We start from the raw sequence: 14,708 nt of genomic DNA on the forward strand, positions 1-14,708 counted from the left end.
GAGAAATCCTAATTTAACTGACTTGATGTAAAAGACGATCCCTTTTCCACTTTTCGGTGGTGTAGGTTTTGATAGTTAATGCGTGAATCTCACCTGTGCTGAAATAAGGCATAAGAGGAGCATAAACTGTTTGTTGCTGTTTTAATTTTGACAAGGCGGCAATTTTATCGCTCACGACTATCACACCGAAATGAGCATTCTCACCCTGTACATAGACTTCATCAACATTTAGAGATTCTTTTAAAATTCGTTCGATTTCTTGCAGTTCCATTCGGGGTTCCGTTTTAATGATGATCAATAAAGGCCGCGAGCCAGTCAGATAAATTGACTAAATCCGCAAGCGTTAATAATTGTTGAGGAGGGTTAACTAAGCACACTTTTTTATTAGGTAGTCGTTGACTACTGTGCAAAAAATCACAAAGTAGGACAAAGCCTGCAGAATCAATTCTTTTGATGCCGCTTAAATCCCATTCGATAATCGGTTGATTTAACTTAGCCTCAGACAAAAAAGAAGCACGTTGTTGCCATAAGGGCAACAACGTGTTACGAGATAGCTCCCCACAAAATCGGAGCACCATCTTATCATTATTTCGTATTAAATCCCAATTTAACATAGTCATGAGATTATTTTAAGGTGACAGGCTGCGCTGCCGATTTTTGAATTTGTGCCGTTAATGCCTCGATACCTTGCTTGCGTAAAATACCGCTCCATTCGTTTTGTTTGGTTACTACCATACTCACGCCTTCAGCCACCATATCATAAGCTTGCCATTCACCGGTTTTGCTATTTTTACGCCATTTGAAATCTAATTTAATCGGCGCTGCACCACCGGTTTGAATAATATTCACACGAATACTCACCAAATTCTTATCGCCCACATCTTTTGCCGGCTCAATTTGAATATTCTGGTTACTATATGCGGTTAAAACTTGTGCATAAGCCTGTTCAATAAAATCACCAAAGGCTTTGAAAAATTTTTCACGTTGTTCCGGTGTCGTTGATTTGAAATGTGAACCCAGCACTAAAGATCCTGCATAATTCACTTGTATATAAGGTAATAAATCATTACGAACAATAGTACGCAAATAATTTGGGTTCTGTTTAATTTTAGCCTGATTATTTTTAATGTCGGCAAACAATTTATTTGATGCTTGCTGCATTAAGACATAAGGGCTGGTTTGCGCCATAGCTGTATGTGTAACAAAAAGTGCGGTCACACCAAAGGCAAAAATAGCAAGCCATTTTTTAAACCGAGTGATTTTCATCCTAAATTCTCCTAAACGTAGCATTGTTATTATTTTACTGTCGGATCTGCACTTTCTGCATTTCCTTCAGATTTTTTATCACCATAGAGGAACTGACCAATCAGGTCTTCCAACACCATAGCTGATTTCGTGTCTTGAATTTGGCTCCCTTCTTTTAACATTGCAGTTTCACCATCATCAAATCCCATACTTAATGCGATATATTGCTCGCCTAATAATCCCGAAGTTTTGATCGATAAAGAACTATTTTCCGGAATTTCGTTATATTCTTCGTTAATGGCGATACTTACTTTCGGTAAATAGGTTTTCTCATCTAACGAAATACCGCTTACCCGACCAATCACCACTCCGCCCACCTTAAGTGGAGCACGGACTTTTAGTCCGCCGATATTATCAAAAGTTGCAGTAACAGTATAAGATTTATTTTCACCAAAACCTTGTACATTTGCCACACGTAAGCCTAAAAAAACCAACGCACCAATGCCAAGTAATAAAAATAAGCCTACCCAAAATTCATATTTTATCGTTTGTCGCATAAAAATACCTTTTACCCCGCCCCAAACATAATAGCCGTTAAAATAAAATCTAGCCCAAGTACCACCAAGGATGCGTGGACCACGGTTCTGGTTGTGGCTTGACTGATACCTTCTGATGTCGGAACACAATCATAGCCGTTGAATAACGCAATCCATACTACCGCAATAGCGAAGAATACGCTTTTAATAAATCCGTTAAGAATGTCGTAGCTCCAGCTTACCGCATTTTGCATAACCGACCAAAAGCTACCGGCATCCACACCTTTCCAATCTACGCCCACAAGAGAACCGCCCCAAATACCAATAGCAATAAAGATAATGGAAAGTATCGGCATCGCAATGATCCCCGCCCAAAAGCGGGGCGCAATCACTCGGCGAAGCGGATCAACCGCCATCATCTCTAGGCTAGAAAGCTGTTCCGTCGCTTTCATTAAGCCGATTTCAGCTGTAAGCGCAGATCCCGCACGACCGGCGAATAAAAGTGCGGTCACAACCGGCCCTAATTCCCGCAAAAGCGAAAGGGCTACGAGTTGTCCAAGGCTGGTTTCGGCAGAAAAATCCACTAATACCACATAGCCTTGTAAGCCTAACACCATACCGATAAATAAGCCTGAAAGCATCACAATGAGTAAGGATTGTACGCCTAAAACATACAGTTGCTTAATCAACAAGGGGAAATGTTTGCGAACTTGCGGTTTTCCCACTAATGCGCCGAACAACATAAATCCCGCACGTCCTAAGGCACGGAAAAAACGGATTACATTACTCCCAAGAGAAGAAATCATATCTAATATCATTGAAATAATTCCTCCACATAATCACTTGCCGGATAATGAAATTTCACCGGTCCGTCAGCTTCCCCTTTCAAGAATTGCAATACTTGCGGATCTTTACTTGCAAGTAATTGCTCGGAAGTCCCCTCTGCAATAACGTGTTTATCCGCAATAATATAAGCATAGTCGGCAATACTTAATACTTCCTGCACATCATGGGAAACCACTATGGAGGTGAGATTCAAGGCTTCATTCAAGCGTTTAATCAAACTCACAATAACGCCCATACTAATCGGATCTTGCCCTGTAAAAGGCTCATCAAACATCATTAAATCAGGATCTAATGCAATCGCACGCGCTAATGCGGCACGGCGTGCCATACCGCCTGAAAGCTCGGACGGCATTAATTTTGCTGCGCCACGCAATCCCACCGCTTCCAATTTCATAAGTACGATCTGACGAATTAAACTTTCCGGTAAACGGGTATGTTCTCGAATAGGGAATGCTACGTTATCAAAAGTAGAAATATCCGTAAAAAGCGCACCGGATTGAAATAACATTCCCATACGTTTGCGCACTTCATAAAGCTCACGATTGGAAAGATGACAAATATCTTTATCGTCAAACCGAATTTCGCCTTTTTCCGGATACAGTTGCCCACCGATTAACTTTAGCAGCGTGGTTTTTCCGATCCCTGACGGCCCCATAATTGCCGTAATTTTGCCTTTTTGAATTTTCAGATTCAGGTTATCGTAAATCACCCGCTCACCCCGTTTAAAGGTCAGGTTTTTGACTTCAATTAGATTTTGGTTCATTAAAATCTCATTTCTGCTAAGTGTTTTTTAAAATCACTAATAATATCAATATGATGATGAGTTTCCCCACCAATAAAGTGCGGTCGTTTTGACTATCGTTTTTGTGAAAGGTTCAGCCGATGGTGAACAAATTTCATCATACCGCGCAATACTAAAAACAATAGCATCAAACCATAAAGCGGCAGATTACCAAGCACAGAATAAGGCGTTTTACCCTCAGTCGGCGCAATTTTGTGGGTTAATGTCGTTTCCACAAACTGAGGCGCTTGCGCCAAAATCTGCCCCTTTTCTCCGATAAACACGGTGATCCCCGTGTTAGTTGCACGAACCAAAGGCTTGCCTAACTCCAAAGCCCGCATTCTTGCCATTTGCAAATGCTGCCAAGGTCCAATAGAGTCCCCAAACCACGCATCATTAGAAATAGTAAGTAAATAGTCCGTGTCTTTTTTTAGGTTTTCACGCACTTGTTCACCAAAAATAATTTCATAGCAAATAGCCGGTGAAAAAGCACGATGTTTAGCCAATAAAGAAGGCTGTATCGCCTCACCGCTTTGGAAAGCGGACATCGGCAAATTAAAAACGGAATTTAACGGGCGCAATAAATTTTCTAGCGGCACGTATTCGCCAAAAGGCACAAGATGATGCTTGGCATAACGATTCGCAGTATCCAATTGATAAGGAAAATCAGGGTTTCCTGCCGTCACAATCGAATTAAGCAATTTACCTGATTTATCATCTTGATACACCGTCCCCACCATAATTTCGGTTTTTGTTTCCCTTGCTGAACGATCAAGGGTCTCAAAAAACGGCACTATCGCATTTTCAAGGGTCGGCAAAGCCGATTCCGGTAGAATGATCAGATCGGTCTTACCCAAATTTTCAGCGATTAATTTCTGATAAATTTCTAATGTGGAATAAAAATAGGCAGGATCCCATTTCAAATTTTGTTCAATATTCCCCTGCACTAAAGTGATGGAAATAGCTTTATCCTCTATTGATCTCACAAAATGGATACGTGATGAGTAGACGCCTAATCCCCCTACAACCGCTAACAATAAGAGATTTACCGATACTAACTTAACATTTTTTATTTTGAGTAAAGCAAAAATAGCATTAAAAATAACCGCACTTGCCCATACGACAAAAAAAGTTAAACCCGTTACACCAAAAATCGGAGCGATACCGGAAAACGGACCGTCAATTTGTGTATAACCGAACTGTAACCAAGGAAAACCGGTAAAAATCCAACCTCTGAGAAATTCGGTGAATGTCCAAATTGCTGCAAAAATGACCGCACTTTGCACCTGAAAACGTTGCACAATATAGGTGAAAAGCATCGGGTAAAGGGCGAGATAAGCAGAAAGCAGCCCCACCAATAAATAACTTATCTCTAAAGATGCGCCGCCGAATTGATGAATACTCACATTCAACCAATTTACACCGAAGCAGAAAAAAGCCATAGACCATAAAAACGCACCTAAAAGTGCGGTGGATTTTTTCGGAGTTTTTGCAACATAAAGTAACCCGAGAACGGATACATACGCTAATCCCCAATAATCAAAAGGAGAAAAGGCATAAACGCCGAGAATACCGGAAATGATAGCAATGAGGTAAACAGAATATTTTTTCATAAAAAACGAGGGGCGTATGCCTACGCCCTTTGATGTATCAATTTAAAAATAGATGTATCAATTTAAAAATAAATGTATGTAAATACGCACGATAAAAACGGAGAAAGCAAATTACGCCGTTTTTTCTTCCGAAGCTTCCATCTCCGACAAACGCTCATCCGGTACGGTAACACGAAGCTGAATTAAACGGCGACTATCAGCGGAAGTCACTTTAAATTGCAGATTTTCTAAAGTAATTTCTTCACCGCGTTTCGGCAAATAACCGAAAGCCTGCATTACCAAACCGCCGATGGTATCCACTTCTTCATCATCAAAACGGGTGTTGAATTGGGCGTTAAAATCATCAATATCCGTTAGCGCACGCACCGCATAGGTATGACGTGAAAGCTGGCGAATATCGGCGATTTCTTCTTCATCGAATTCATCTTCAATATCACCCACAATTTGTTCCAAAATATCTTCAATCGTCACCAGCCCGGATACCGCGCCAAATTCATCGACCACAATCGCCATATGAAAACGCTCCGAACGGAAATCTTTCAACATTCTATCGACCCGTTTACTCTCCGGTACAATTACAGCAGGGCGTAAAAGTTTCGATAAATCAAATTCTTCCGCATCTTCACGCAAAAATTTCAGCAAATCTTTCGCATGTAAAATACCGGCGATATTATCCCGATCATCCGCATCGGCAATAACAGGAAAACGTGAATGCGCCGATTCAATAATCGTATTCAAACAAATACTTAAATCTTCTTGCTCTTCAATAAAAACAATTTGAGAGCGAGGAATCATAATATCACGCACGCGAAGCTCGGCAATTTCCATCACGCCTTCAATCATTTCACGGGTATTTTGATCGATGAGATCATTTTGTTCAGAATCACGAATCACCTCGACAAGCTCTTCACGATTTTTTAGTTCGCCTTGAAAAAAGCGACTAAATAAAGATTGGAAAAAAGGCTTTTTAATACTTTCTGATTGAGTTGAATTTTGCTGTTCTTCGTTCATAGTTGTCTTAGCAGTCTATTTTCATTTCGACAAGAGAACCGCTATTCTACAAGCTAAGCGATATAAAAGTAAGCTTAATTTGCAAAAGTTCGGTCAATTTTAGCGGTATTACATTATTATGTAGCAATTGCACAAATCATCGATATTATGTATCAGCTGCACAAAACAGAGTAGGATGTGTTAGCCAAAGGCGTAACGCACCGTTAACCCTAAGTTTGGTGCGTTACGGCAAGCCTAACGCCCCCTACATTTGAATTAAAAACAACCTTTTGTGCAAGTTTTACCGCACTTTTCTTATAAGAACCTAAACTCCGTCCACTGATAATACCGTTCTCCGGCTTTTTGAATACCGCCGTAATTTTGCCATTCGGGGTGATTCGGTGTATCCGGTAGGCATTGGGTTTCTAGTGCGATACCTGAAAAATCGGCATACTGTTCACTGTTTCTTGTCGGTGTTCCCATAAGGTAATTTCCGGTATAAACCTGTAATGCTGCCTGAGAAGTGCGTACTTCTAAACTTAGATCAGCGTTTGGTGAGGTAAGCAATGCGCACGGTTTTTGCCAAGCTTTATTAACGATAAAAGAATGATCGTATCCCTTGACGAGCAGTTGTTCGCCTTGCAAAAAATCTTGCTTAATGGGTTTTGCAAGACGAAAATCAAAACTTGTTCCCACCACGTGTTTCAGCGGGGAGTTAGGAATACCTTCGTTATCAACCGGTAAATAGAAATCGGCATTTAAACGTAGGCTGTGTTCACGTACATCGGAGCCTTGTTCGGCATTTTCTAAGTTAAAATAAGCGTGATTGGTGAGGTTTAAAGCGGTATCTTTATCACTCACGCCTTCATATTCGATTTTTACGCTATTTTCCTCCGTAAGGCTGTATGTAACCGCCACTTCTACATTACCGGGAAAGCCTTGATCGCCATCAGCGGAAAAAAGTGAAAAACGCACGGAATTTTCACCGCACTTTTCAATCGCCCAACGCCGCTTGTCAAAGCCTTCACCGCCATGCAGTTGGTGTTTCCCTTGATTTGCCGTAAGATGAACTTTCTCCCCCTTTAATTCAAATTGCGCATTGGCGATACGATTTGCATAACGCCCCACACTTGCGCCTAAATAGGCTTGCTGAATGGGATAATCTTCAATTTTACAGCCCAACAATACTTCGCGTAATTCACCGTTCACCGGCACTTGGCAAGAGAGCCAAGTCGCCCCCCAATCCATCACTTTGATGCGCATTCCTTTTTGATTTTGCAATGTTATAACTTGGTACGGCACGCTATCCGGCGCATTGAAAATTGTTTTTTCGATCATTATTTTCCCTTAAATCACACGCACACCTTGCGATGCGGTACAGACATAAAATGTTTCTTTTAATCCGGTCGTTTTTTCATAATTCTCGGCAATAATCTTGCGTATGGATTCGACTTTAGAATGCGGCGCAAGTGCAACGATACAGCCGCCGAAACCACCTCCCGTCATCCGAGCTCCGCCGGTTTTTCCGATAACGAGCTGCGCAAGCTCAACAAGGTAATCAATTTGTGGAACGGTAATTTCAAAATCATCTCGCATTGAATCGTGCGATTGTGCCATTAATTCACCTAAGCGGGTTAAGTCATTGTGTTTCAAGGCTTGTACCGCATCCAACACCCGTTGATTTTCCGTCACAACATGACGGGCACGTTTTGCGACGAGGGGATCAAGTGCGGTCAATTCCGCTTCTTTTTCTTTAAATTGCGCCACCGATACATCGCGCAAGGCTTTTACGCCGAAAAATTCGGCTGCCCGTTCACATTGTCGGCGGCGGGTATTGTATTCTCCCGTCACTAAATCATGTGGAACATTGGAATTAACGATAATGACCGACACATCATTAGGCACGGGAGTCGGTAGGGTTTCAAGGCTACGGCAATCAATCATTAACAGATGATCTTCTTGTCCGAGGGCAGAAATAAGCTGATCCATATTGCCACAATTTGCCCCCACAAATTGGTTTTCGGCTTTTTGACCGTTAAGGGCGATATCCGTATGAGAAAGCGGTAAATCGCCCAATTGTTGACAAAATTTGCCTACCGCCACCTCTAATGAAGCAGACGAACTTAAGCCCGATGAAAGCGGCACATTACCGGAAATTACAAGATCTGAGCCTTGTTTGAAATCAGGACAACGTTCTTGAATAAATTTCACCACACCGCGCACATAATTTGCCCATTTATGAGGGCTTTTTTCAATCGTTTCATCAAGAGAAAATTCATCGGTTTCATCAAGATCGGCTGCGTAAACATTCCAACGATGATCATCGCGTTTTATACCGGTAACCGCCGTACCGAAATTAATGGCGCAAGGCATAACAAAGCCATCATTGTAATCGGTGTGTTCACCGATAATATTGACCCGTCCCGGGGCATAAGTCGTTAATGTCGGTTGTGTGTTGAATTTTTGGGTGAAGATTTGTTGAGCTTGTTGGATTGACGTCATATTATTTTTTTCCTTCCGAAATACTTAGAATAATGAATGATCTTCAATAAAATATCACTTTTCCTTTGGGGAAATAGGCTGTATCAATTGATTTTTCCCCAAAGAAAAGGCTGTTAACCGTGGGCAATTTATTTTTTCACTTCCACGCAGACAAAAGCGTCTCTTTCCTTATAATGAACCTCTGCTAAATTTCTCAATCTTTCCGCGGCTTGCTCCGCCGTCAAATCCCGCTGACTTTCACCAAGCATTTCATACCCTACCATAAATTTACGTACGGTTGCAGAGCGTAATAACGGCGGATAGAAATGGGCGTGAAGTTGCCAGTGTTCATTATCTTCATCATTAAATGGCGCAGCGTGAAAGCCCATTGAATAAGGAAATGAAGTTTCAAATAAATTATCGTATTTCGTTGTCAGTTTCTTCAAAATCACGGCTAAATCTTTTGCTTGCGCATCAGTAAGTTCCGTCAAACGTTTTACATGGGCTTTTGGAAGTAATAAGGTTTCAAAAGGCCATACCGCCCAATAAGGCACGAGAGCTACCCAATGTTCGGTTTCTACGACAATACGTTCTTTTAGTGCCAATTCACGTTTTACATAATCCAGCAGCATAACAGAACCCTGTTTATTCAAATAATCACGTTGCGTGCGATCCTCACGGGCAACTTCGTTCGGTAAAAAACTATTCGCCCAAATTTGACCGTGCGGGTGCGGATTAGAACAGCCCATTGCCGCTCCTTTATTCTCAAAAATTTGCACCCACGGGTATTTTTGTCCGAGCTCAAGAAGCTGTTCTTGCCAAACTTTGATCACCTCTTCAATCTCAAGTGCGGTCAATAATGGCAGAGTTTTGCTATGATCCGGTGAAAAACAAATTACGCGACTTTCCCCACGAGCTTGTGAGGATTGAAATAAGGGATCGCCGGATTTTTCAGGTTCCGGCGTATTTTCAAGCAATGCAGAAAAATCGTTTTTAAACACATAAGGCTTGTGATAATCAGGATTCTGTTCACCGGTAATGCGTTTATTACGAGGGCAAAGATAACAATCGGGATCATAACTTGGTTTTTGTTCCTCACCCGCTTTTTCTTGCTGTCCTTGCCACGGGCGTTTAGCACGATGCGGAGAAACCAATACCCATTGATCAATTAAAGGATTATAGCGGCGATGCGGATGATCTGTCGGTTCAAACATTTCACTCATTTAAAGCTCCTTTATTATTGTAAACGGTTACATAAAATAATATGTGTAAGATAGCAAATTAGAAAAAATAAACCGTGATCTACGTCACAAAATAAAAATATAGCCGAATTTTTTTGTGATCTTGGTTACAAATAAAAAAGTAACCGTTTCCAATTTTATTTAAAAATCGCTATGATAATTTCATCGTCATTGAGTAAATGAGACTATTTCCTATGAGTACTATCCATGATGTTGCCGAACTCGCTAATGTTTCTGTCGCCACGGTATCCCGTGTTTTACATAATCATACTTCCGTTAGTCAAAAAACACGTATTGCCGTTCAAAATGCGATTGCCCAATTAGGTTATCAACCCAATGCAAACGCACAGGCGCTTGCCGTACAAAATACCGACACTATCGGTGTTGTCGTGACAGATGTAACCGATACTTTTTTTGCAATTCTTGTTAAAGCAGTAGATAAGGTGGCGGAAGTACATAATAAAAGTATTTTAATCGGTATAGGATACCATCATGCTGAAAAGGAGCGTGAGGCAATCAATACGTTATTGCGCAAGCGTTGTAGCTGTTTAGTCGTGCATTCTAAGGCACTTTCCGATGAAGAATTAATCAGCTATTTAGAAAGGGTGAACGGTATGGTGATTATCAATCGGGTTATCAAGGGCTATGAAAATCGCTGCGTAAGTTTGGATAATCAAAAAGGAACTTATCTTGCAACGGAAATGCTCATTCGTTATGGACATAAAAAAATTGCGTATATCGGCTCTGATCATGCTATTTCTGACGAAGCGGAGCGTAAAATAGGCTATCTTAAAGCATTAAAGGCACACAATTATCCTATTGTTGAACATGCCATCACCCATAATTCTCCCGATTTTGAGGGAGGTGAACAAGCTATGATTGATTTACTCAGTTACAACAAGGATTTAACGGCGGTTGTCGCTTATAACGACTCTATGGCTGCGGGGGCAATCTCCGTATTAAATGAAAACAATATCAATGTACCAAGTCAATTTTCCATCATCGGTTTTGATGATATGCCAATTGCGCGCTATCTTATTCCAAAATTAACAACCGTTCGCTATCCTATTGATTTAATGGCAACTTATGCCGCTAATTTAGCCTTGAGTTTAGTTGATGAAAACGTTCTTCCACCGGCAATAATCCAATTTAATCCTACGTTAGTACGTCGCTTTTCTGTCGAATCTATTGATTAAATTGTGATGAAGGTCACAAATTTTAATATTCTTTTGTAATCGTTTCCATTTATGTGAGTTTGATCACAGATTCAAATGTACTTGTTGAGTATAATTTTTAACGAGTTGCAGTAATGGGCAACATATTTAATTAACCTCAACTTTTTATAGGAGCGTTTTATGAAAAAAGCAGTACTAAGTGCGGTAGCATTAGCAGTAGGTTTAGGTGCAGCGACAGCAAGCTATGCGGCAGATACCCGCATCGGCGTAACTATTTACAAGTATGACGATAATTTTATGTCATTAATGCGTAAAGAAATTAATAAAGAAGCCAAAGCATTAAAAGGCATCGAATTGTTAATGAATGATTCCCAAAACGCACAATCCATTCAAAACGACCAAGTTGACGTATTACTTTCAAAAGGCGTAAAAACCCTAGCAATCAACTTAGTTGACCCGGCAGCCGCACCGACTATTATCGGTAAAGCAAAATCGGATAATGTTCCTGTCGTTTTCTTTAATAAAGATCCGGGCGCAAAAGCGATTTCCTCTTATGATAACGCTTACTACGTAGGAACTGATCCAAAAGAATCAGGCTTAATTCAAGGTGATTTAATTGCCAAACAATGGAAAGCAATGCCTGCGTTGGATTTAAATAAAGACGGCAAAATTCAATATGTACTCTTAAAAGGCGAACCCGGTCATCCTGATGCTGAAGCCCGCACCAAATATGTTATTGAGCAGTTAAATGCACAAGGTATTCAAACCGAGCAACTCTTCATTGATACCGGTATGTGGGATGCGGCAATGGCGAAAGATAAAGTCGATGCGTGGTTATCCAGTTCTAAAGCCAATGATATCGAAGTGATCATTTCAAACAATGATGGTATGGCAATGGGCGCGCTTGAAGCAACAAAAGCACACGGTAAAAAATTACCTATCTTTGGTGTAGATGCGCTACCTGAAGTTTTACAACTTATTAAAAAAGGCGATATTGCCGGTACCGTATTAAATGACGGAGTAAACCAAGGTAAAGCCGTTGTCCAACTTGCAAATAACCTTTCTCAAGGCAAACCGGCAACCGAAGGAACCAAATGGGAACTAAAAAATCGTGTCGTACGTATTCCTTATGTAGGTATAGATAAAGACAATTTAGCCGAATTCTTAAAATAAAAATTAATGATGTAATCTTTAGGGGAGTGCCCGACGGCCTCCCTTATTTCAAGTGAGGTTGGGTATGACAGCTCAAAATCCAAGTCAAGACAGCCAAGTGCTGCTTACTATGACGAATGTCTGCAAGTCCTTTCCCGGAGTAAAAGCTTTAGATAATGCAAATTTAACCGTCCGCTCACACTCAGTTCATGCCTTAATGGGAGAAAACGGTGCGGGAAAATCCACGTTATTAAAATGCTTATTTGGCATTTACGCCAAAGATGAAGGCGAAATTCTCTTTCTTGGTAAACCCGTAAATTTTAAAACGTCAAAAGAAGCCCTAGAAAACGGGATTTCAATGGTTCACCAAGAACTAAACTTAGTGCGTCAAACCAGTGTAATGGATAATCTATGGCTGGGACGCTATCCCCTGAAAGGGCCTTTTGTTGATCACGCAAAAATGTATCGTGATACCAAAGCGATTTTTGATGAATTGGATATTAATATCGATCCAAAAGAAAAAGTCGCCAAACTTTCCGTATCACAAATGCAGATGATTGAAATAGCGAAAGCATTTTCATATAACGCAAAAATTGTAATTATGGATGAGCCTACCTCTTCACTTTCGGAAAAAGAGGTAGAACATCTATTTAAAATTATTCAGAAATTAAAAGATCGTGGTTGTGGCATCATTTATATTTCTCACAAAATGGACGAAATCTTTAAAATTTGTGATGAAATTACCATTCTTCGAGATGGAAAATGGATCAATACCGTATCGGTCAAAAGCTCTACAATGGAACAAATCGTTGCCATGATGGTAGGTCGCGAATTAACACAGCGTTTCCCGGAAAAAACAAACGTACCGAAAGAGGTGATATTAGAAGTTGAACAGCTTACTGCGGTAAATCAACCTTCTATTCAAGATGTTTCTTTTGAACTGCGTAAAGGGGAAATTCTAGGTATTGCCGGACTTGTGGGGGCAAAACGAACCGATATTGTGGAAGCGATTTTCGGTGTACGCGAACTCCAAAAGGGGACGATCAAATTACACGGAAAAACAGTAAGAAATCGAACCGCACTTGAAGCGATTAATAATGGTTTTGCCTTAGTCACCGAAGAGCGACGCTCCACAGGGATCTATTCGAATTTAAGCATTGAATTTAATTCATTGATTTCAAATATGAAATCCTATCTCAACCCCTTGGGTTTACTGAACAATAAAAAAATGCGCAGTGATACTCAATGGGTAATTGATGCAATGAATGTGAAAACGCCATCGCACAAAACGACGATAGGCTCTCTTTCCGGAGGAAACCAACAAAAGGTGATTATCGGTCGTTGGCTATTAACCCAACCGGAAATTCTGATGCTCGATGAACCGACCAGAGGTATCGACATCGGTGCAAAATTTGAGATTTATCAGCTTATTCAAGAACTCGCTAAAAAAGATAAAGGAATCATTATAATTTCATCAGAAATGCCTGAATTATTAGGAATAACCGATCGTATTTTAGTCATGAGTAACGGTAAATTAGCCGGAGTTGTGGAAACTGCAAAAACATCTCAAGAAGAAATTTTGCAATTAGCCGCAAAATATTTATAAAACCAAAAGGAACAGATTATGAGTGCCTTAGAAAAAAATAAATCTCTTGATTTCTTAAAACAAAATGCTATTTATTTTGTGCTGTTGATTCTGCTAGGCGTCATTATTGCACAAGATCCAACGTTCTTAAACGTGATGAATTTTAGTAATATTTTAACCCAATCTTCCGTGCGTTTAATCATCGCACTCGGTGTAGCGGGTTTAATTGTTACACAAGGAACGGACTTATCTGCCGGTCGTCAAGTTGGCTTAGCTGCAGTGATCTCTGCAACAATGCTACAAGCCGTTGATAACGTAAATCGCGTTTTCCCTGATTTAGGACAAGTCCCAATTCCTTTGGTAATACTTGTTGTCTGTGCAGTCGGCGGTTTAATCGGTTTATTCAACGGTTTAGTCGTTGCTTATCTCAATGTAACGCCGTTTATCGCTACAATGGGAACAATGATCATCGTTTATGGCGCAAACTCCCTTTATTATGATGCGGTGGGTGGTTCGCCGATTGCAGGCTTCAGTGAAGAATTTTCAACATTTGCTCAAGGATTCTTCCGATTTGGTTCGTTCAAACTCTCTTACATCACCATTTATGCGGCCATCGCTACCTTCTTTATGTGGGTATTATGGAATAAAACCCGTTTTGGTAAGAACGTTTTTGCGATTGGGGGAAATCCGGAAGCCGCTAAAGTTTCAGGTGTAAATGTAGCAAAAAACCTTGCGCTTATTTATATGATTTCAGGTATCTTCTACGCATTCGGAGGAATGCTGGAAGCAGGTCGTATCGGTAGCGCCACCAACAACCTAGGCTTTATGTATGAAATGGATGCAATTGCCGCTTGTGTAGTGGGCGGTGTATCTTTTGCAGGTGGCGTAGGAACTATCATTGGTGTAGTGACAGGGGTATTAATCTTTACCGTTATCAACTATGGATTAACCTATATCGGTGTAAACCCTTACTGGCAATATATCATCAAAGGGAGCATTATCATTCTTGCTGTTGCGATAGATTCTCTGAAATACGCGAAGAAAAAATAAAAATTCGCGGTTA

General features: G+C 40.6%; 15 protein-coding genes. 4 read left to right on the forward strand and 11 right to left on the reverse strand.

Going from position 1 to position 14,708, the window contains the following annotated elements:
• Positions 1–13 precede the first annotated feature (13 nt).
• The 11 genes from HEMROJRC1_RS08860 to galT form a co-directional block, all read right to left on the reverse strand.
• Positions 14–271, reverse strand: a complete 258-nt coding sequence (locus HEMROJRC1_RS08860) for a BolA family protein (RefSeq protein WP_226692566.1) — start codon at positions 269–271, stop codon at positions 14–16.
• Positions 272–284: 13 nt separating this feature from the next.
• Complete coding sequence (locus HEMROJRC1_RS08865; RefSeq protein WP_226692567.1) at positions 285–614, reverse strand: lipid asymmetry maintenance protein MlaB; 330 nt, start codon at positions 612–614, stop codon at positions 285–287.
• A 10-nt stretch (positions 615–624) separates the two neighbouring features.
• Positions 625–1,266 carry a phospholipid-binding protein MlaC gene (gene mlaC / locus HEMROJRC1_RS08870; RefSeq protein WP_226692568.1) on the reverse strand — a complete coding sequence of 214 codons (642 nt, stop codon included), beginning with the start codon at positions 1,264–1,266 and terminating at the stop codon, positions 625–627.
• A 29-nt stretch (positions 1,267–1,295) separates the two neighbouring features.
• Positions 1,296–1,802 carry an outer membrane lipid asymmetry maintenance protein MlaD gene (mlaD, locus tag HEMROJRC1_RS08875; protein WP_226692569.1) on the reverse strand — a complete coding sequence of 169 codons (507 nt, stop codon included), beginning with the start codon at positions 1,800–1,802 and terminating at the stop codon, positions 1,296–1,298.
• A gap of 11 nt (positions 1,803–1,813) precedes the next feature.
• On the reverse strand, positions 1,814–2,599 hold the full coding sequence (mlaE, locus tag HEMROJRC1_RS08880; protein ID WP_226692570.1) for a lipid asymmetry maintenance ABC transporter permease subunit MlaE: 786 nt from the start codon (positions 2,597–2,599) through the stop codon (positions 1,814–1,816).
• Positions 2,596–3,390, reverse strand: coding sequence for a phospholipid ABC transporter ATP-binding protein MlaF (gene mlaF / locus HEMROJRC1_RS08885; protein WP_226692571.1), 795 nt, complete (start codon positions 3,388–3,390; stop codon positions 2,596–2,598). Before mlaF ends, mlaE begins: the two co-directional genes overlap by 4 nt.
• 92 nt (positions 3,391–3,482) lie before the next feature.
• Positions 3,483–5,021 carry an apolipoprotein N-acyltransferase gene (gene lnt / locus HEMROJRC1_RS08890; RefSeq protein ID WP_226692572.1) on the reverse strand — a complete coding sequence of 513 codons (1,539 nt, stop codon included), beginning with the start codon at positions 5,019–5,021 and terminating at the stop codon, positions 3,483–3,485.
• Positions 5,022–5,132: 111 nt separating this feature from the next.
• The gene (gene corC / locus HEMROJRC1_RS08895) at positions 5,133–6,032 is read right to left on the reverse strand and encodes a CNNM family magnesium/cobalt transport protein CorC (protein ID WP_226692573.1); all 900 of its coding nucleotides are present in this window, start codon (positions 6,030–6,032) and stop codon (positions 5,133–5,135) included.
• Between the two features lie 294 nt (positions 6,033–6,326).
• Entirely contained in the window at positions 6,327–7,349 is a 1,023-nt protein-coding gene (galM, locus tag HEMROJRC1_RS08900; RefSeq protein WP_226692574.1) for a galactose-1-epimerase, read from the reverse strand.
• 9 nt (positions 7,350–7,358) lie between these two features.
• The gene (gene galK / locus HEMROJRC1_RS08905; protein ID WP_226692575.1) at positions 7,359–8,513 is read right to left on the reverse strand and encodes a galactokinase; all 1,155 of its coding nucleotides are present in this window, start codon (positions 8,511–8,513) and stop codon (positions 7,359–7,361) included.
• Positions 8,514–8,641: 128 nt separating this feature from the next.
• Entirely contained in the window at positions 8,642–9,715 is a 1,074-nt protein-coding gene (galT, locus tag HEMROJRC1_RS08910) for a galactose-1-phosphate uridylyltransferase (RefSeq protein ID WP_226692576.1), read from the reverse strand.
• A 212-nt stretch (positions 9,716–9,927) separates the two neighbouring features.
• Here galT and HEMROJRC1_RS08915 point away from each other — a divergent pair, with 212 nt between their 5' ends.
• The 4 genes from HEMROJRC1_RS08915 (at position 9,928) to mglC (ending at position 14,695) form a co-directional block, all read left to right on the forward strand.
• Positions 9,928–10,929, forward strand: a complete 1,002-nt coding sequence (locus tag HEMROJRC1_RS08915) for a substrate-binding domain-containing protein (protein ID WP_226692577.1) — start codon at positions 9,928–9,930, stop codon at positions 10,927–10,929.
• 159 nt (positions 10,930–11,088) lie between these two features.
• A complete protein-coding gene (gene mglB, locus HEMROJRC1_RS08920; RefSeq protein ID WP_226692578.1) occupies positions 11,089–12,081 on the forward strand; it encodes a galactose/glucose ABC transporter substrate-binding protein MglB in 993 nt (330 codons plus the stop codon).
• Between the two features lie 64 nt (positions 12,082–12,145).
• Complete coding sequence (gene mglA, locus HEMROJRC1_RS08925) at positions 12,146–13,666, forward strand: galactose/methyl galactoside ABC transporter ATP-binding protein MglA (RefSeq protein ID WP_226692579.1); 1,521 nt, start codon at positions 12,146–12,148, stop codon at positions 13,664–13,666.
• Between the two features lie 18 nt (positions 13,667–13,684).
• A complete protein-coding gene (gene mglC, locus HEMROJRC1_RS08930) occupies positions 13,685–14,695 on the forward strand; it encodes a galactose/methyl galactoside ABC transporter permease MglC (protein WP_226692580.1) in 1,011 nt (336 codons plus the stop codon).
• The last annotated feature ends 13 nt before the right edge of the window (positions 14,696–14,708 follow it).

It is taken from the genome of Rodentibacter sp. JRC1, from assembly GCF_020521555.1.
Classification (GTDB): Bacteria; Pseudomonadota; Gammaproteobacteria; order Enterobacterales; family Pasteurellaceae; genus Rodentibacter; species Rodentibacter abscessus.

Excerpts from the sequence above, each read along its gene's own strand:
- HEMROJRC1_RS08860 (WP_226692566.1), bottom strand. The coding sequence starts at position 271 with ATGGAACTGCAAGAAATCGAACGAATTTTAAAAGAATCTCTAAATGTT.
- HEMROJRC1_RS08865 (WP_226692567.1), bottom strand. The coding sequence starts at position 614 with ATGTTAAATTGGGATTTAATACGAAATAATGATAAGATGGTGCTCCGA.
- mlaC (WP_226692568.1), bottom strand. The coding sequence starts at position 1,266 with ATGAAAATCACTCGGTTTAAAAAATGGCTTGCTATTTTTGCCTTTGGT.
- mlaD (WP_226692569.1), bottom strand. The coding sequence starts at position 1,802 with ATGCGACAAACGATAAAATATGAATTTTGGGTAGGCTTATTTTTATTA.
- mlaE (WP_226692570.1), bottom strand. The coding sequence starts at position 2,599 with ATGATATTAGATATGATTTCTTCTCTTGGGAGTAATGTAATCCGTTTT.
- mlaF (WP_226692571.1), bottom strand. The coding sequence starts at position 3,390 with ATGAACCAAAATCTAATTGAAGTCAAAAACCTGACCTTTAAACGGGGT.
- lnt (WP_226692572.1), bottom strand. The coding sequence starts at position 5,021 with ATGAAAAAATATTCTGTTTACCTCATTGCTATCATTTCCGGTATTCTC.
- corC (WP_226692573.1), bottom strand. The coding sequence starts at position 6,032 with ATGAACGAAGAACAGCAAAATTCAACTCAATCAGAAAGTATTAAAAAG.
- galM (WP_226692574.1), bottom strand. The coding sequence starts at position 7,349 with ATGATCGAAAAAACAATTTTCAATGCGCCGGATAGCGTGCCGTACCAA.
- galK (WP_226692575.1), bottom strand. The coding sequence starts at position 8,513 with ATGACGTCAATCCAACAAGCTCAACAAATCTTCACCCAAAAATTCAAC.
- galT (WP_226692576.1), bottom strand. The coding sequence starts at position 9,715 with ATGAGTGAAATGTTTGAACCGACAGATCATCCGCATCGCCGCTATAAT.
- HEMROJRC1_RS08915 (WP_226692577.1), top strand. The coding sequence starts at position 9,928 with ATGAGTACTATCCATGATGTTGCCGAACTCGCTAATGTTTCTGTCGCC.
- mglB (WP_226692578.1), top strand. The coding sequence starts at position 11,089 with ATGAAAAAAGCAGTACTAAGTGCGGTAGCATTAGCAGTAGGTTTAGGT.
- mglA (WP_226692579.1), top strand. The coding sequence starts at position 12,146 with ATGACAGCTCAAAATCCAAGTCAAGACAGCCAAGTGCTGCTTACTATG.
- mglC (WP_226692580.1), top strand. The coding sequence starts at position 13,685 with ATGAGTGCCTTAGAAAAAAATAAATCTCTTGATTTCTTAAAACAAAAT.